Source organism: Clostridium boliviensis (assembly GCF_033342255.1).
GTDB lineage: Bacteria > Bacillota > Clostridia > Lachnospirales > Lachnospiraceae > Lacrimispora > Lacrimispora boliviensis.
Genome location: NZ_JAWONS010000290.1, coordinates 105,606 through 123,624 on the forward strand (window position 1 = coordinate 105,606; position 18,019 = coordinate 123,624).

Below are 18,019 nucleotides of genomic sequence, written 5' to 3' on the forward strand. Positions count from 1 at the left end.
ATAACCTTCCTAAACCTATTTTGAAGATCCTAATTCATTTAAAGAGTCCACAATCATTTTGGACCACTCAGCTCCGCCTTCTTTCTCAAAGCGCTCGTAAGCTGCATCAATGGAAAGTCCCTGAACAACAACATCAGCAACAATGGAGTTTTTCAATGTTGTTAAATCACCATTGTAAGTTGCCATTACTTCTGTGGAAGGAATGATGGTTGCCTGGTGGCAATTTTCATTAAAGACTTCCTGAGATACTTTTGCTTCTTCCTTAACTGTAGCTTTTCCCGGATCATTGTCCCATCTGGCAATTGCCATTGTCGGATCAAGGTGCTGTTTTGTATACTGTGTTCCTGGCTGTTCCAGACTTTCTCTGGTATGGAATTCACCCTCTTTATAAGTATTGTCAAGAATTGTCTCCGCTTTTGTAGACCAGTGAACATCTTCTACACCATAGCTCCAAAGCATCTGCATATCACCGCCGTCAAGCATGGATTCAATGAAATATTTGAAAACTCCCTCAGGATTCTCACAGGCAGATGTAATTGCCCATACCGGAGCAGTTCCTTCTTCGTAGGTACCTACTTCTTTAATCGGTTTAAGAGGAATCAGTTCTCCATCTTTTCCATTGGCTTCCAGATTGTTCTTCAAGTTGGAAGCCCAGGTACCTGCCCAATAAGTAAATGCGCCGAACTTATCTTCATAGAACTTATTGCGGCAGTCTTTGGTTCCGTTTGTTAAACTCTCCTTATCAATATATCCCTTTTGATAAGCATCTCTTAACCGCTCCAGAGCACCTCTGAAATTCTCCTTTGTAAATCCATCATACCAGACGCCATCCGCCCCTTTTGCAAAGTTTGGCTGTGCATCCTGATAAAATTCAGGAAGATAGTTAGAAGAAGGATCTCCTCCCTTGGCTCCCATCAGACCTGCTGCTGAAACACCATAGGTGTCTCCGTTAATACCATTTCCATCAGGGTCACCTTCTGTAAATGCTTTCAGCATGTTTAAATATTCATCATATGTAGCCGGAACTTCTAAACCGCAATTGTCCAGCCATTTCTTCTTTACATAAGTAAGGCATCCGCCTCTTCTTGCATCTGGGAAGCCATAGAGTTTTCCATCAATCTTTGTAGCTTCGATTACATCTTCTCCTGTTACACGGCCTGAAGCCTTTAACTCTGAGTTTTCCCATGCTTCTGTCATATCCCACAGTGCGCCTTCCTCCGCATAACCGGTATAATAGCTTCCATTGAGTATAATAACATCCGGCCAGTTTTCAGGACCAGAAGCGAAGCTCTGACCTAAAACATCAAAATAAGCATCGTGGTCAGGCTGAATAATCTCTAAATCAATTCCAGTAAGCTCTTCCCACCTTTTTTCAAAAGCATCTCTGTTATTCGCCTTTGTCGTTACAGTGGAATTTACCATAATGGTAATCTTCTCTGGTTTCTTAATCTCATTTTCTGCTTTACTCTCTCCTGCAGAAGAACCGCTTTCTGTATTTGCACCGGCACTCGATGCCTGTGCTCCTGTCTTACCGGATGAAGAACAGCCGCTTAAAACCATTGATGCAGCCATGGTAACCGCCATACCAGCTGCAAGCATTTTTTTAACTCTCATTTCAAACCTCCCAATATTGTTATTTTGTGGTGCGCACCTTTTTTGCATTGCCATCATAGCATTTCAGGCGCACATTATCAACGCACATTATTTACTATCATTGTTCATTTTTCTCTAAACAGCCACTTCATACGGATATTTATTATGCAATTTTTATATCATCTCCTCCGGTCTCTATCTGTTTGCGCATCATACTATAGGAAGAGACAGATGACTTGTTTGAGTACATATTTTACGTTTACTGTACAGTTCTTAATGTAAAGGGGGGAAGATGATTGATTTTACTATTATTTCATACTATAATTTTGATATGAAAAAAGGAACGGTGCATATGAAAAAACGCAAACCCACACTCAGACAAAACAAAAATATATCCTACAAAAATCAGCTTATGCTGTCCTATACTTTAATCCTGGCAATTATCCTCATGATCGGAGTTATCCTGTACTCTCTTTCCTACCGTCAGGTAAAGAACGGTATCTATCAGCAGAACCGGCTCAGCCTGTCTGCCTCTGTTACCCAGCTGGATAACACCCTTGAAGTGATGAATGCTTCAGTCAAGCAGATTACGGCCAACAGCCTCTTTAATAACCTGATCAGCCGGAAAGACAGAACAGACTCTTCGTTCTACTATCTTGGCTATAAAACTCAGCAAAGTCTAAAATCCATTACACCAGTGGAGCTGCTGCTGCCAATCAGCAACTCTTTTATTTATATTGAAAAATCCAGTTATGCCATCTCCTCAATCCTTTTTTCGGATTTTGATTTTTTTATCTGGCATAATACAAAGTACCCCATCGATCCGAAGCAGTTTTCCAAAATACTGGTAGATCCAGTTTACTGGAACAAATTTATTCCATTTGAAAAGCTTGGTACTTCTTCTAAAAACTTTTTATACATGTATCCACTGACGCCATTCTCCCAGACTGCCAATCACAGCAGTTCAGTAATATGCTATCAATTTGAGCATGATCAGATTATGGAATATTTCTCCAGTATTAATTTATATGATAACGGATATCTGGTTGCCTATGATAAAAATGGCAATCAGGTGTTTCTTCTTTCCGGTTCTGGTCCTGTCCTGGAATACGATACTCTGAAAGCCATGACTTTTGACCATGACATCGCACATTATACCCATGGCAATGGCGAAGAGAAGATGCTGATTACCACCGTAACTTCATCTTATAATGACTGGAATTATTACCTGATCCAGCCGGAAGAAAAGGCCTACTACTCCATCACTCCCTATCAGCGTTTTTTTACCACAGTTACTCTGGCCGCCATCTTTTTTGGAGGAATTCTGGCAGTCATTTTTTCATCCTTTGGTAACCGCAGGCTGTTAAAACTGTCGGATGAATTAAACATCAAGGAATCACTGGCAAGCTCATTAAATCTCCTTGTGGAGAAGCAGAAGCCTGTCGTAGCCGAATCTTATATGAGACGGATTATGGAAGGCAGCATCACCAATAACATAGAGATGCAGTATATTATAGAGGAACTTGGGCTGGAACGGCCTGATATAAAATTCCATGTTTTATATACAGAAGTCTCCCCGTCAGAAGAATCTGACATCTGCGCAAAGGATTTAGAGCTGTGCTTTGAAAATTACGATATGCTGGTGAGAGATGCACTCCGGCGCTATTATCCTGATACCGGGTATATCTATAAACCATCCGACCGGGCATTTGCCATACTGATCGCCTCTGATAAATCAATACAGCATGAGAAGGAGTTAAACAAAGACAGAGACATCTTTCTTGCCATGCACAAGGAACTTCTGGAAAAGTATGGAATCTGGATCCGGGGCGGATTAGGCGGCCGGAACGGTCTGATATCTTATACATGGAAATCCTATCAGCAGGCAAAGGATGCAAAATCAATTACTACCACGGAAAAATATATTTTAAGCTGCAGCGATTTTGCAAAATCCAATGACGTATATTATTTCCCTGAAAGCTTATCTATTCAGTTAAGCGGCTTTATCTCTACCGGAAACAAGGACCAGGTGCGGGAGCTTTTTAAGCTGATCCGGAAAGAAAATACCAGCATGCGCAGCCTTTCCTTTAAACAGCAGAAATGGCTTATATCGGATATCCGGGCAACTGTCTTTAAGAAAAGGCACTCTGTTTCGGAAGAAGGTCTGGAAGAAGAGAAACTGAGACTTTTGGATATGATCGACAAACAGTTTGAAGGAGAGATGAGTCTAGACAGCTTAAAAACCATCGCTTTTGAGCTTTGTGATATATGCGGTACTGATACAGAGAGCAATGAGCTGATAATAAAAATCCAGGATTATATTATCAATAATTACCATGATCCTGACCTTTGTCTGACTAAAATTTCTGATGAATTCGGAATCTCGGAAAATTATTTCAGCTATCTCTTTAAGAGAGAAGTTTCTGAGAACTTCTCCACCTATTTAGAACGGCTGAGAATGGCAAAAGCCAAGGAAATTATTCTGGAAACTGACACCAGTCTCTCCACTTTGTATCAGTATCTGGGCTATAACAATGCAGCTTCCTTCCGAAGAGCATTTAAAAAGAATTACGGTGTTTCGCCAAAAGAAATGAGGGACAAGATTAATGCATAACCAACATCCGGTACCATCGAAAGAACATATGGAGAAGATCTGGCTCCGTCTGAAAGAAAGCGGGCTCCCCATTCACAGCTTTCTTGCGGATCAGGGAGGCAGGCTTCTTACAGAAAACTATCAGACACCCTATACAGAATCTGACCTTCACCGCATGTTCTCCATCACCAAAAGCTTCTGTACCCTTGCTGTGGGTTACTTACTTGAGGACCGACTGATTTCCCTTACGGATTCCATTGCCGGATATTTTCCGGAATACGTAAGCGGTGATGAAACAAGCCCCTGGCTTATGGACATGACCATACAGCATATGCTTACGATGCAGACCTGCCATTCAGCAACCACTTATAAAATTGACAGGCAGAAAAACTGGGTGGAAAGCTTTTTTAAAGTACCGCCCACCCATAAAAGCGGAGAAGTCTTTCTTTATGATACTTCCGCCAGCCATACATTGGCAGCACTGGTAAAAAAGCTGACCGGCAAAGGAGTGCTTAATTATTTAAGAGAAAAATGTCTGAATGAACTGGATTTTTCCAAAGACGCATATATCATAAAAGATCCGTTTGGAAGCGAAATGGGAGGCTCCGGCCTGATGGCCTATCCCAGAGATTTATGGAAGACTGGCAGATTCTGTATGGATACAATCCGGCATGGAAGCGGAATTTTTGCAGATTATTTAAGAGATGCTGTTTCCTTTAAAGTCCCCACTGTTCATTTTGGGCAGACACTGGATGAAAAGCAGGGCTACGGCTATCAGATCTGGCAGATCCGTGATGGTTTTGCCATGTACGGCATGGGCGGTCAGTATGTACTTTTCTACCCGGAACCGGATACGGTAATCGTGGTTACGGCAGATACCCAGAACATCCGGGGAGGACAACAGGACATTCTGGATATTATCCATGATGAGATGAAGGGATTTTTCGGGTCTGATGCCCACCCCCTCATCCTTTCCGCTCCTTCTATCCACAACACGTCTTACCGACTGCTGCCTGGCCGCCAGGGATTTGACCGTCTTTCCCTTTCTTTTGATTCAGAAAAAGGGTGTCTTACACTGTCTGGACCTGGTAAGTCATATAAAATACCTTTCTCCTTTTCTGAACCTGCTGTCAGCATATTAAACGGCTATGACCAAAGAATTGCGGTAAAGGCCCTATGGGCGGACTCACGGACTCTATACCTTCCTGTATCCGTTGTGGGCGAATATGTAGGATCCATCCATCTTCTTCTCACCCTCTCAAAAGGCGGCATAACCGTGTGGATGAAAAAGATAGAAGAAACTCTTTTCCATGAATTTTCCGGTTTCTTAACCGGAATAGAGGAATCGGGCAATGCTACTCCATAATATCCTCTCCCCGTGCTGCTTTTGCAACAATACCAACGGAGGATAAAAGGGCAATCAGGTTTGGAAATACCATCAGTGCGTTAAACAAATCTGATAAATTCCAGACAAGCTGGACCTTTAAAAATGATCCAAGAACAAGGAACAGCACAACTATTAAAGCATAGCCCTTCGTTGCTTTAGCGCCAAATAGGGCCTTTACATTTACCTCACCAAAAAAATACCAGCTGATGATTGTAGAAAATGCGAAAAACAGAAGGCATATTGCTATAAACGTATTGCCTAAGGAACCAAATGACTGGCTGAACGCAGCCTGGGCAAGAGCGGTTCCCTGAGGTGCTCCTTTCACTCCGGGAGCCAGCTGCCCAGAGGTTATGATCACCAGTGCAGTGAGATTAAGAACCACAAAGGTGTCGATAAATACAGCCATAATTGCCATCACGCCCTGATCCTGTGGCTTTTCGACCTTAGCAATTGCATGCGCGTGAGGAGTGGATCCCATACCAGCTTCATTGGAAAAAAGTCCTCTCGCAACACCATAACGCATGGCTTTTTGAACTCCGATTCCTGCTGCTCCGCCAAGCAGTGCCTGCGGACGAAGCGCTCCAACCACAATAGATTCTAAAGCAGGCAAAAGGGCGCTGTAGTTCATAACCAGCACAATCAGACAAAACATAATATAAAGTCCAGCCATGACCGGAACAAGCTTTTCTGTCAGTGAAGCAATTCGCTTTACTCCTCCCATAAAGGTGAATGCTGCAACTGCTGCAATCACTATTCCAACCATCATCGGGTCCAATCCAAAAGCAGTATAAAAAGCCTGACCAATGGAATTTGCCTGAACCATATTGCCTGTAAATCCCAGTGCAAAGATAATTGCAATGGAGAAAAAGACCGCCATAATCTTTCCAAAGGTCCCCTGAAAGCGGGCTTTGATATAATAAATCGGACCTCCCGTTACTTCTCCCTGTGAATTGACTGTTTTATATTTTTGAGCCAGGACCGCTTCTCCATAGTTGGTTGCCATACCAAAAAATGCACTCACCCACATCCAGAATATCGCTCCTGGTCCTCCGGAATAAAGCGCTGTTGCACAGCCTGCAATATTGCCTGTGCCTACCTGAGCGGCAATTGCTGTAGTTAAGGCCTGAAAGGAAGACATTCCGTCTTTTCCCGCGTTCTCACCATTAAGCTTAAAGCTGCCGAACAGCCTTTTAAATCCTTCCCCAAATTTTCTGACCTGTACAAACCGGGTGCGTACAGTAAATAAAATTCCCGTTCCCACCAGCAGATACAGTAAAATGCTGTTCCAGACAATGCCGCTGACTTGATCAACCAGCTGTGTAAATTGTTCCATGTGACAGACCTCTCTTTTTTTTACTAAAAAAAGCCAAACCATACGGGATGATTTGGCTCTGAAAGCAAACAAATAAGGGCATCACTGCCGCTAACGTTTGAACTTAAACTCTGTCCTTTTGCCTGAGAGATTAACGCGGTCTCCCGCGCCTTGCACCTTCGGCACTCATTCATGAGATTCTCCAGAGCCACATCCATTCATAGTCCTTATCCGGTATCTCGGATGCCTGAGAGTGTTACTCCTTCGGCAGACAATTGTCATTTTCCTACGAACTTCTCTTGTTGATATGGTACTTTTTTACTGTATCACATTAGCACAGGAACTTAAGAATGTCAAGCCGATACTTTATTTTCTTTTCTCTATACACTTCATTTTTTTTCCTTCTGTACCTTCACCACTGTCTTTCCATTATAATTTAATTATTATAAACTGGTGATCGTGTATAAAATTTGGTACAATGATTAACTATATTTATAATGGAAGGAGTTGTCATTTTGATTATCCAAACCCATAAATTTAATGAAAATGAATCCGCCGGATTTTTTACAGCTTATCTGATCGAGGATTCCAAAGAGCTTTTGCCTGGTAAAAAACGTCCTGTGATGGTTATTGCGCCTGGCGGAGGGTATCTGTTTACCTCTGACCGGGAATCAGAACCGATTGCTCTCCAGTTTTTATCCATGGGATATCACGCAGTTGTATTAAGATATACAACAGGCGATCCAGAGGGAAATCGAACTGGCGTTGCCAGCACCGCACTAAAAGAACTGGCTCAGACTGTCCGATACTTAAGAGAAAATTGCGAACGCCTGTTTATTGATCCTGATAAAATTGATATCTGCGGTTTTTCTGCAGGCGCTCATCTGGCTGCAAGCCTTGGCGTACACTGGCAGGAAAAATAGCTAAAAAAATTGCTTCCTCTTTCTAAGATTGTGACGGTTCCATTTTTACAGGCTTTCGATCATGTCTAACGCCTCACAAAGTGCTAATATCACTAAAGCCTGCCCATAGGCCATGGAGGAAATAAGAATGTTTTTATAATGTTCTCTATCTTCCCCCATTCCTGTTCCTCCTGATACAGAAAAAACCGTTCCATCCTCCCCTATATTTTGAAGAATCCCAGCCACTGCAGACCTGGCACACTCTGAATATTTACTGTCCAGTATTCCCATACGTATTCCTTTTATAATTCCGGCGGCTATGGCTGCCGAGCCGGAAACTTCTTCATAGCTGTCCGGATCATCTAAAACTGTATTCCATAAACCACTTTTACTTTGCAGCACGGACAATGCCTCAACCTGGTTTTTATAGGTTCCTGTAATAAATTTCTTTATCCCCTCATCCATTGTTCCATGGAACATTTCAATATATTCCAGACTTCCCAATGTAAACCAACTGTTACCTCTGCACCAAAACACTTTGCCAAAATTATGCCTGCCATTAAAGTTCCAGCCATGATAAAATAAACCGGACTTTTTATCACATAAATATTTCATATGAAGCAGCATCTGATAAATCGATTCACTTATCCAGTCATTCCGTCCATATTTTAATCCCATTCTGTTTAAAAACAGAACAGTCATAAAAATCGTATCAATCCAAATCTGGTTATCATTGAGTCTGACGCCCTGACGGTCACCGTTTGCGCTGGTAACATGCTGAAAACCTCCCTCTCTGGTTCTTGGGAGGCTTTCCATCAGCCACTTAGCCCAGTTAAGTGTGAGTGCTTCAAATTCCGGATTCTTCCATGACTCGTTTAAATCAATAAGTGCCAGCAGTGGAGCCGTAGTATTGATATTCTTTGAAGGTAGTCCGTTTTTTAAATTCATCTGATACCAATTAAGCAGAAACTGCCTGCGCTGCTCGTCGTCCCTGGATTTCAACATTTTTGTAATACCATAAAGGCCTACGCCCTGCGGCCAGTCCCATTCCTGAATACCAAAATCTCTTTTAAAATACCCGGTGGTCTCACTTCCTTCTTCCGTCTTTTCTTTCTCCGCTTCCAAATGAAGAAGTTTTTCTACCACCAGATTTAATTTTATTTTGATTTCCTGTTTCGTCAAATTATCCATTCGTTTCTCCTGGTCTTCTTCTACCATATATCAATGGCATGCTGATTGATCTTAAGAACTGCTTCAATAAAATAAAAATCACCGTATATAATGGGATACTCATGCACTGCTTCTTTATAAGAAGCGGAGCAGCAATCCAGGAAATAATCCACCTCTGTTTCCCATCTGCATCGTTGTTTGGAAAGAACCTCTAAAAGTCTGACAGCCGCCTCTTCATACCGTTCCCGATCACTTGCCTGAACCAGACCAGACAATTCCAAAAGTCCTGAGGCAGCAACTGCAGCGGCAGAAGAATCTTCCCATGTACAGGAGTCAGGCTGGTTAAAATCAATGGGGATCAGCCCATTCTCTGGTATATGATCCAGATAATAATCCGCTATCCTGCATGCTGCTGTCAGATAATCCTGTTTTTTTGTATGCCTGTAACTAAGTGCAAATCCATAAATCCCCCAGCCCTGGCCTCTGGTCCAGGCTGATCCATGTTCATATCCCTGACCTTTATGGCTTCTGAGCCGCCTGCCGGTAACCGGATCGAATTCTACAATATGAGCCACTGACCCGTCAGGCCTGATAAAACTATTTATGACTGTATCAGCATGATTTTCTGCAATCTGCTGGAAACGGGGATCCCCTGTACAATTAACTGCCCAATAAAGCAGGGGAAGATTCATCATGCAGTCAATGATTGCATATCCTCTGTGATCCTGTCCAGTCCGGTCATTCCACGCCCGGATAAATTTTCCTTTGGTATTATATCTTCCTGCCAGATTGGAGGCTGCAAGAAGTCCCCGATTCAATGAAGCTTCTGATCCTGTAATCTTATAATTAATCACTGCCGTAGGAAGCCATTTAAATCCGTTATCATGATCCAGAAAATCATAGTTGAGAAAACTGGCATCCAGTTTTTCTTCTATATCCAATGCATTTTTTAATGCCTGGCTGCTTTTTCTCCTGTCATATAAAAACCACATCATACCGGCAAAAAAGCCATTGGTCCACCATCCAATTTTTTCGCCAGAGCAATCATCAAAGCTCCCATCTGTTGCAGTATAAGGGATTTTATGCACGTTCCGATCTGCCACCTGCTGAAGCTTATCAAGTATCTTTGTTTCGATTTCATTTGCCCAGTGCAAAACTTCCGATCTCATGAACATTCCTCCTTCTGTGCTATACAATCTTAGTGACCTTCCCATTCCATTCCACAGTCACGATTGCCTCCTGCCAACTCACTTTTGGCATCTGATTCCATCTTAGCTCCCGGTCTTCTGACATATCGCCGAATACACAGCTGACCAGTATATGACTTCCTTTTTTCAGATGATGCTTCACCAGGGGCATAACCGTAAGAGGATATAAAAGATTCGTATTAGGGAAGCACTGAAGTACCTCTCCGTCACCTCCGGTCAGACTTACAACTCCTGAGATTCCCCAGGGCAATACAGCCGCTGCTCTGCCCGCCCCTTGATTCAGTTGACTCTTTTCATACCGTTTTCCGGATTCATCCTCCGCAGGCAGACAGAATCCGCCTTCTGAAACATCAATATCCTGTTCACAGACGATCCTGTGAATTCTTACATGCCATGGGGAACAAGGTACGATGATACTTTCTGCCGTTACTCCATTTATGGGATGATAGGTTACACGCAGAAAATCTTCCTCTGTTACATAGGATAAGCATCCATTCATCATGGTATAGCGATTCTCTCCACTATGGGAAAATGCGATGGTATTATCAAAAGCACCATCATTCAACTCATATCCTCTTGAAATGCTGAATCCAAATCGATTGGAATATACAAACTTTTCATACTTCTCAGATACATGGCCATGATTTCCAGGACAGTGCTGACCTGCCACATAGGCCATCACTGTCTCATCCTGGTCATGAGTTATAATCATATGTGGAATAGAAAGTTTTTTCTGCTTTTCATAAGTAAATGTTTTCGGTTTTGCTCTCCAGAATTCATGATCTTCCGGCAATGCCAGCACAAGGAATGCTTTCAAGGCCCAGTATGGTGATCCGCACCCATTGTAATGTTCACTCATAATCAGATTGGGATATTGATACCCCACTGTCATTACCCCTGCATGATCCATAATAGGCAATTCAAACCATTTTTTTAAATTTCCGCAGATCAGATTTTTTATTACTCCATAATCCAGAGATCTCCCGCCCAGAAATGCAAAAGCACTAAAGAAGCTGACATGAGCAAAGCGGTAAGTCAGACTTCTTCCAAACGGAACACTAGTTCCATCATTATTGAACATATAGATAAAATCCCGGGAAAACACTTCCCGGCGTTCCATTAAGGTTGCGGACCACACAGGATCAAGTTCTTTCATAAAAGAAGCATAAATCTGTCCATAGAAATGAAACGCAAAAGCAATGTAATAATCCATCTTATCGCTTCCGCCATCTACATACCAGCCGCCGCCCACATAGGAATTTTCAATCAGCTCTTTGTCTTCTTTTACCCGTTCTTTGGAATATGGAAGATTTAAAAGACGGAAGGTCATATTGGTAAGAATCCGGAAAAACCTCCAATTATTGCGGGGCATTTCACAATGGTTCATCTGATTGAGCCACTGGTAAACATGGGATCTCACCGCTTCTGGAAGTTCCTGCCACATCTCTTTATTTAAACAAAACATCACGACAAGCGCCGTTGCCTCCACGATTCTCTGGTCAAAATCGGCCATATCTCCCCAGTATTCTTCGTGCTCCGGATCTGTCCCTGTTGCAATTCCTTCTAAAACAATTGCTTTCCATTCTGCAGCTTCATTTTGGATTTTCTTTTCTTCATAGGAGGAACTTTGGGAAAAAAGGGGACCAAGTCCCCATAGTATCCTTGCAAATCCTTCCATTCTGGCTGCACGGCTTCCGTAATGGACACCAGTCTGAGAGAGATTTAAAAACCCTCTTCCAGAACTCAAATGCTGTTTTAATGGGCGTATGAGAGAGAGGAGACTGCTTGCCATCTCTACTCTCGTATTAAAATTTGCCGGCTTTATCATCCCTTTACTCCTCCTGAAGTAATACCTTCCACGAAATATTTCTGTGCAAAGAAATATAGAAGAATTGGCGGTATCATGGATACAAAGGACATCGCCAGTACCTGATTCCAGGGAGTTGATGACCCCTGACCGTCAATGGACATCTTTAATGCCAGAGATAAGGTGTAATTTTTTACACTGCTGATATAAACCAGGTTGTTAAAGTAATCATTCCATCTCCACAGTGTCTGGAAGATCACAACGGAGAAGACCGCCGGTTTCATTAAAGGAAAGAGAACCTTTACAAAAACCATAAATGGATTGCAGCCGTCAATATAAGCGGATTCATCTAATTCTCTTGGAATCCCTCTTAAAAACTGGATCTGCATGAAGATAAAGAACGGATAGCAAGCCAAAATAGCAGGTGCCCAAAACGGCATGTAGGTATCTACCCAGCCAAACTTATTAAACGCCACATATCTTGGTATTACAACCACCGAGTCAGGAAGCATAAGAGTCGAGATCATAAGTAAGAAAAACAGCTTCTTTCCCGGGAAACTAAATCTTGCAAATCCATAGGCAACCACACCTGTTGATAATACCGTTAACACTACCGTAGGCACTACCAGCTTTAAGGTATTTAAGTAAAACGTGGAATAGGTGAACTGACCGCTTCCTCTCCAGCCATTTGCATATGGGACAAACGAAAACTGCTTCGGGAGCAGAGTGAGTTTTCCAAACAGTTCCTGATTCCCCTTAAATGAGGCAAAAAACAGCCAAATTAACGGATAGATCATAAAAACACCAATCGAGATTAAGATTATATATGCAATTAAGTTGTTTCTATTTTTTGTTTTCATCAATCTGCTCCTCCGTCATTATAAAATACCCAGGCATCCGAGGACTTAAATACTACCAGTGTAACAGCAAGAATTGTCACAAAAAGGATCCATGAGGATGCAGATGCATACCCCATTTTCAAATTCTTAAATGCATCTTCGTAGATTTTGACTCCCAGTAAATAGGTTCCGTGATTGGGGCCTCCATTGGTAATAATAAAAGCTGATGTAAATTCCTGAAGTGCATGAATAATCTGCATCATCAAATTAAAGAATACGATGGGTGTAATCATAGGTAAGGTGATGGAAATAAACTGTCTCCATTTTGTCGCACCGTCAACGGACGCTGCCTCATACAGTTCTGTAGGAACATTCTTAAGTCCTGCTAAAAACAACACCATGGAAGAACCAAACTGCCAAACAACTAAAAGGCTGATGGATACGAGTGCAATTTGGGGACTTCCCAGCCAGTCTACAGACGGAATACCAATAGCGGAAAGTGCCTGATTTACCATACCTTCTTTCATAAATAAAAATTTCCACAGTATAGAAATTGCCACACTGCCGCCCATAATTGACGGTAAGTAGTAAATCGTCCGGAATAAGTTAATTCCTTTTAGTTTCATATTTAATATCATGGCAATGGCCAACGCCATAACTAACTTCATGGGAACGGACATGAGTGAATATTTTATAGTGATAAAAAATGCTTTCCAGAAATATTTATCTTTGGTAAACAGGTCCTTATAATTTTTTAATCCAATCCATTTACCTGCTTTTAAAATAGAGAAATCGGTAAAAGAGTAGTATAGGGACATTAACAATGGATATGCCTGAAGTACTGCAAATCCAATGATCCACGGTGCAATAAAGATCAATCCCCATTTCCAGTTTTTGGGGTATTTTCTTACTCTGCAGGGGGCATCTGTATGATTCGAATTTGGGTTTTTCATGAATTTCCTCCAACAAAAAAGGGATACCGGCCAGCCAAATTGCTGACAGAATTCAGTATCCCCCGATTCAATTGCCTAAGCGTCTGTTATTTTTCTGCTTTCAAGGTAGAAAGCACTTCCGTGTACTGATCAACAATGGATTTTGCACCTTCCTCAGGTGTCATATCTCCATAAATCACTTCCTGAATCACATCCTTACGAATGGTTTCCAGTTCTGTATTGGAGCTGATGGTGTTGATTGTATAAGAATCTGGCTGACTTAAAGCTACCGCTTTTTTCTGTACCTGATCCAGCATTCCCTTATCCTCTAAGGTTGTTTCTGCAATTTCAGTCGGACAGTAACCTCTTGTAGTCTGTAAAATCTCGATGGCTTCCGGATCATTTTGTAAAAAGTCTAAGAACTTAGCAGCTTCTTCCTTGGCTTTGGAATTGTCATTGATGCAAAATCCCATGTTGCTTGAGAAATCCACACCGCTTGAAACTGCCTTATCCTGTACCGGTATCTTCATAACATCAATATCGCTGCTGATGGAAGATTCATACTTGGGAGCCGATCCTGTGTTGTCTAAAAGCATACCAATTTTACCTGTTACCCACTTGTTATTCTGATCCATCTGACCAACGAATACAGCAGCCTCTCCGAATGGCTCCAGTGTATTGGTTGCATAAAGATCTAAAATATTCTGCAAAGATTCCTTCATTTGATCTTGTGTAAAATTCATCTCATACGTATCCTGATCTACCAGACTCTTTCCTGTCTGCTGAGCAATGTACTCTAATACGATCAGACGATTTAACACATCGATGTCTGCAGTCATTAAATAGGATTCTGGATCCTGCTGATGTACTTTGGTTCCAAGTTCCTTTAAGTCTTCCCAGGTTAAATCTTTTGTCAAATCAATTCCGAATCTGGAAGCAAACTCCGTATTAACATAAAGAACCTGACCACCTACGGAAACTGGGAACATGACTGGTTCGCCATTGTACATTCCGGATTTTTCAATGGTATCCTTTTTTAGAGTTGTTAAATCAACTGGAAGCTTGGATAAGTCCGCAATATAATGTTTTGCCTCCTGTACATCTGCAATCCAGTCTCTGGAAAACTGGAAGAGGTCCGGAGCCGTACCACTTGATAAGGTCGTCATCATCTTCTCATAGTATCCGTCATATCCCTGATACTCTCCTTCGATTGTTACATTGGGATGCTTCTTTTGATATAGATCAATTGCATTTAATGTTGCTTCATGTCTGGAATCTCCACCCCACCAGGCAAATCTTAAGGTAACCGGTTCCCCATTCTCTGTTGGCTGGGTTTCTGACTGCGCTTGTGTCTCTTCCTTAGTCTGCGCTGTGGTGCTTTCTGCGTTTGCGGTTGTTTCACTATTACCTGCTGAAGAACCACAGGCGGTTAAAGAAACCGTAAGCGCCGTAGCAATTGCCAGTGAAAGAACCCCACTCCATCGTCTTTTCATGATACTTCCTCCTTTAAATCTCTAAGATATGTTCCTAATTCATCTTACCATAAAACAGCCAATTTAAAACCACGCCGCCATTAGCTGTTGGTATCATAAAATTCTATCATTATTTTATGTAACTATCATATTTTTATAGTTTCCTTCCACTCCTTGCAAAGAATTTTCTTCTTTGTTATACTGTTAGTTTAGAAACTATATTGGGGATAAAAACGAACAGGGGGATATTATGTATCAGTTACTGGTTGTGGAGGATGAGGTCAGTTCCCGCAATATTCTGGCTACCTGTTTTCCTTGGAATGAGCTGGGATTTGAACTGTGCGGACAGGCAGACAACGGAAAAGAAGCATTGGAAATAATCGAATCAAAGATCGTGCATGTGGTGTTTACTGACATCAGCATGCCGGTTATGGATGGCATTGAGCTGACGGAAACCATCTCCCATTTAAAGGGATCAAAACCTCTGGTGGTTTTTTTAAGCGCCCATGATGATTTTAAATATGCACAGGAGGCAATCAAATACGGAGTGCGTTACTATGCCTTAAAGCCCTCAAGCTTTGGAGAACTAAAAGAAATCTTTGGACGAATCCGGGAAGAACTTGATGAAAAATATCAGACCGATTCTTCATTCTCAGGAGATCATAGCGATAAAACCATGAAAAAGGTCTTAGAATACTGTGCAAAAAATTACAGGGATGGGTCTCTTTCTGATTTATCCCAGTCTCTTTATTTAAATCCTTCCTATTTAAGCCAGTTAATCAAACAGAAAACAAATATGACATTTTCCGATCACATACAGGAAATAAGGATGAAGCAGGCGGCTGTCTTTTTACAGGATGCGTCTGTTAAAATCTATCACATCAGCAGTATGGTAGGATATGTCAATTCCAATAATTTTACACGGGCATTCCGGACGTATTACGGAATGACTCCTACCGAATACCGATCAAAGATGGAGAGCAACCGATGATTTATAAAATATTATGTAAAAAACGTTCTATTCGGTATAAATTTTTTACCAAAAGCCTTTTGACCAACTGCCTGCTCCTTTTGATTCCCATTATGATGATCGGTCCCTATAGTGTGGTTCAGTCTACCAAGGACAATACGGCAGCAATCGGAAAAAGTACTTACCAGACCTTAAATCAGCTGGAAAAAACCATGGACTTGCTGTATTCTCACATAGACAATGCCAATATTTTTTTTTCATCCAATCCAAGAGTTACCATTCAGTTAAAACGAGCCTTTAATGAACATTCTCTTTCCCTGGATTCTTTAAAGAATCTGGAAAATCTCTCCCTTTATTTTCAAAATTTAATTTATACGGATCAGTACATCGAAAATATTTATGTCTACTATGAAAATGACAACAACCGGATCTATCTTCCCCAGAAAGGAGCCATTCACACCGTTACTGCTCCGGAAGAGGAACAGTTTTTGCAGACATATAAGCAGTCTCAGGATAAAGATTTGTGGCTGGAGGTCAAAAAAAATAAGTCTCCCTATTCCTCCGCTTTTGGTGATTCCTTAATGATCTATCAGCGCCTTTACACCCGCTCTGGCTTAAAGCCTGCGGGTCTCATCGCCTTTGAATATAATTTAACCAAGTTAGAACAGTACTTCGGGACACTGATGCAGTACGAAAAACAGAACATCTATATTGTGGATGAAAACCAGAATATTATCTATACCAACAGTCAGGCCCCTTCTCCACGGGATGAGCTAAACTCCTTATATCAAATCCTCTCCCAGGAAGAAGAAGTCCATTTATTCGATTTAGAAAATGGAAGCGTATACAACAAAGCGGCATATTTAAAGTCTCCTCGGACCAATGGTCTGACCTATTTTACCTTTACTCCTTCCAGCGAGATTTATAAGACCACCAGAAATCTTTCGGGTACTTACTTACTGTTAACTTTCTCTGGTATTTTGCTGTCCTTCCTCCTGGCTTTTTATAAAACCAACCGGGAATATCAATACATCAATCAGCTTATTGACATCTTCAGCAACCCAGACGAAGCCCAGCAGTATTTTGATCGGTCAAAAGAAAATGTAAACAACCCCTTTGAATTTATCATGCTCAATGTCATCCGCCTGTTTCTTGACCAGAAATACCTAAAGATTCAGGCTTCAGAACGGGATTACCGTATGCAGGCTTTAAAAATGCAGGCACTTCAGCACCAGATCAACCCTCATTTTCTCCATAATACCTTAAACATTATCTACTGGGAGGCGGTGCGGCTGACTTCATCGGAAAATTCTTGCAGTTTTATGGTATCAAACCTTTCCTCTGTCATGCGCTATTCCTTAAGCGATCCACAGGAAACTGTTACCATAAAGGAAGAGATCAGTTATCTAAAGACCTATCTGGATATTATGAAAAGCCGTTATACCGATCGTTTTAACATTCATTACCACATTGATGAATCCTGCACTATTTACTCCATAAAAAAGATGATTCTTCAGCCTCTTGTGGAAAATTCCATCTATCATGGAATTAAGGAAAAAGAAGGCAAAGGAACCATCTGGACAGGAATTCGTAAACTGAAAAATTCCATTTTAATCTATATTCTGGATGATGGAGTTGGTATTACTCCGGAAAAGCTGCATGATATCCGCAATCGGCTTGGGAAACCATCCGGAGATTGTGCAGATCACATTGGTCTTACCAATACGAATCTACGGCTGACACTGGCTTATGGTGATAAAGCTGGTCTCCACTTAAAAAGCGTCTATGGAAAATATACTCTGGTATACTTTCTGCTTCCTCTGAATTAACAGCA

Annotated in this window: 13 protein-coding genes and 1 riboswitch; of the genes, 5 read left to right on the forward strand and 8 right to left on the reverse strand. The window is 41.6% G+C overall.

The genetic code is table 11. The annotated features are described in order from the left end of the window. Window positions 1-15: 15 nt before the first annotated feature. Window positions 16-1,614, reverse strand: a complete 1,599-nt coding sequence (locus tag RZO55_RS20865; protein WP_318066196.1) for an extracellular solute-binding protein — start codon at window positions 1,612-1,614, stop codon at window positions 16-18. 271 nt (window positions 1,615-1,885) lie between these two features. Between RZO55_RS20865 and RZO55_RS20870 the strand changes: the two genes are divergently transcribed. Next, on the forward strand, window positions 1,886-4,207 hold the full coding sequence (locus tag RZO55_RS20870; RefSeq protein ID WP_318066197.1) for a helix-turn-helix domain-containing protein: 2,322 nt from the start codon (window positions 1,886-1,888) through the stop codon (window positions 4,205-4,207). Then, complete coding sequence (locus RZO55_RS20875) at window positions 4,200-5,552, forward strand: serine hydrolase domain-containing protein (protein ID WP_318066198.1); 1,353 nt, start codon at window positions 4,200-4,202, stop codon at window positions 5,550-5,552. The genes RZO55_RS20870 and RZO55_RS20875 overlap by 8 nt, the downstream gene beginning before the upstream one ends. On the opposite strand, the gene RZO55_RS20880 is transcribed toward RZO55_RS20875, so the two are convergent. Further along, entirely contained in the window at window positions 5,542-6,906 is a 1,365-nt protein-coding gene (locus tag RZO55_RS20880) for an alanine/glycine:cation symporter family protein (RefSeq protein ID WP_318066199.1), read from the reverse strand. The two genes, RZO55_RS20875 and RZO55_RS20880, sit on opposite strands and share 11 nt — an antisense overlap. A 100-nt stretch (window positions 6,907-7,006) precedes the next feature. Then, a riboswitch (glycine riboswitch) is annotated at window positions 7,007-7,101 on the reverse strand. A 299-nt stretch (window positions 7,102-7,400) separates the two neighbouring features. On the opposite strand from RZO55_RS20880, the gene RZO55_RS20885 reads away from it, so the two are divergent. After that, on the forward strand, window positions 7,401-7,808 hold the full coding sequence (locus RZO55_RS20885; RefSeq protein ID WP_318066200.1) for an alpha/beta hydrolase: 408 nt from the start codon (window positions 7,401-7,403) through the stop codon (window positions 7,806-7,808). Between the two features lie 45 nt (window positions 7,809-7,853). Here the strand turns inward: RZO55_RS20885 and RZO55_RS20890 are convergent, their stop codons facing one another. The 6 genes from RZO55_RS20890 to RZO55_RS20915 form a co-directional block, all read right to left on the reverse strand. Further along, window positions 7,854-8,978, reverse strand: coding sequence for a glycoside hydrolase family 88/105 protein (locus tag RZO55_RS20890; RefSeq protein WP_318066201.1), 1,125 nt, complete (start codon window positions 8,976-8,978; stop codon window positions 7,854-7,856). 20 nt (window positions 8,979-8,998) lie between these two features. After that, the gene (locus tag RZO55_RS20895) at window positions 8,999-10,126 is read right to left on the reverse strand and encodes a glycoside hydrolase family 88 protein (protein WP_318066202.1); all 1,128 of its coding nucleotides are present in this window, start codon (window positions 10,124-10,126) and stop codon (window positions 8,999-9,001) included. Between the two features lie 19 nt (window positions 10,127-10,145). Then, entirely contained in the window at window positions 10,146-11,993 is a 1,848-nt protein-coding gene (locus RZO55_RS20900; protein WP_318066203.1) for a DUF2264 domain-containing protein, read from the reverse strand. Beyond that, window positions 11,990-12,832, reverse strand: coding sequence for a carbohydrate ABC transporter permease (locus RZO55_RS20905; protein WP_318066204.1), 843 nt, complete (start codon window positions 12,830-12,832; stop codon window positions 11,990-11,992). The genes RZO55_RS20900 and RZO55_RS20905 overlap by 4 nt, the downstream gene beginning before the upstream one ends. Further along, a complete protein-coding gene (locus RZO55_RS20910) occupies window positions 12,832-13,764 on the reverse strand; it encodes a carbohydrate ABC transporter permease (RefSeq protein ID WP_318066205.1) in 933 nt (310 codons plus the stop codon). The genes RZO55_RS20905 and RZO55_RS20910 overlap by 1 nt, the downstream gene beginning before the upstream one ends. 86 nt (window positions 13,765-13,850) lie before the next feature. Next, entirely contained in the window at window positions 13,851-15,236 is a 1,386-nt protein-coding gene (locus tag RZO55_RS20915; RefSeq protein WP_318066206.1) for an ABC transporter substrate-binding protein, read from the reverse strand. A gap of 229 nt (window positions 15,237-15,465) precedes the next feature. On the opposite strand from RZO55_RS20915, the gene RZO55_RS20920 reads away from it, so the two are divergent. Together RZO55_RS20920 and RZO55_RS20925 are read left to right on the forward strand one after the other, a co-directional pair. Continuing rightward, window positions 15,466-16,206 (forward strand): response regulator transcription factor, encoded by a 741-nt coding sequence (locus tag RZO55_RS20920; RefSeq protein WP_318066207.1) that lies wholly within the window; start codon window positions 15,466-15,468, stop codon window positions 16,204-16,206. After that, on the forward strand, window positions 16,203-18,014 hold the full coding sequence (locus tag RZO55_RS20925) for a cache domain-containing sensor histidine kinase (protein WP_318066208.1): 1,812 nt from the start codon (window positions 16,203-16,205) through the stop codon (window positions 18,012-18,014). The genes RZO55_RS20920 and RZO55_RS20925 overlap by 4 nt, the downstream gene beginning before the upstream one ends. Window positions 18,015-18,019: the final 5 nt, after the last annotated feature.

Excerpts from the sequence above, each read along its gene's own strand:
- RZO55_RS20865 (WP_318066196.1), bottom strand. The coding sequence starts at position 1,614 with ATGAGAGTTAAAAAAATGCTTGCAGCTGGTATGGCGGTTACCATGGCT.
- RZO55_RS20870 (WP_318066197.1), top strand. The coding sequence starts at position 1,886 with ATGATTGATTTTACTATTATTTCATACTATAATTTTGATATGAAAAAA.
- RZO55_RS20875 (WP_318066198.1), top strand. The coding sequence starts at position 4,200 with ATGCATAACCAACATCCGGTACCATCGAAAGAACATATGGAGAAGATC.
- RZO55_RS20880 (WP_318066199.1), bottom strand. The coding sequence starts at position 6,906 with ATGGAACAATTTACACAGCTGGTTGATCAAGTCAGCGGCATTGTCTGG.
- RZO55_RS20890 (WP_318066201.1), bottom strand. The coding sequence starts at position 8,978 with ATGGATAATTTGACGAAACAGGAAATCAAAATAAAATTAAATCTGGTG.
- RZO55_RS20895 (WP_318066202.1), bottom strand. The coding sequence starts at position 10,126 with ATGAGATCGGAAGTTTTGCACTGGGCAAATGAAATCGAAACAAAGATA.
- RZO55_RS20900 (WP_318066203.1), bottom strand. The coding sequence starts at position 11,993 with ATGATAAAGCCGGCAAATTTTAATACGAGAGTAGAGATGGCAAGCAGT.
- RZO55_RS20905 (WP_318066204.1), bottom strand. The coding sequence starts at position 12,832 with ATGAAAACAAAAAATAGAAACAACTTAATTGCATATATAATCTTAATC.
- RZO55_RS20910 (WP_318066205.1), bottom strand. The coding sequence starts at position 13,764 with ATGAAAAACCCAAATTCGAATCATACAGATGCCCCCTGCAGAGTAAGA.
- RZO55_RS20915 (WP_318066206.1), bottom strand. The coding sequence starts at position 15,236 with ATGAAAAGACGATGGAGTGGGGTTCTTTCACTGGCAATTGCTACGGCG.
- RZO55_RS20920 (WP_318066207.1), top strand. The coding sequence starts at position 15,466 with ATGTATCAGTTACTGGTTGTGGAGGATGAGGTCAGTTCCCGCAATATT.
- RZO55_RS20925 (WP_318066208.1), top strand. The coding sequence starts at position 16,203 with ATGATTTATAAAATATTATGTAAAAAACGTTCTATTCGGTATAAATTT.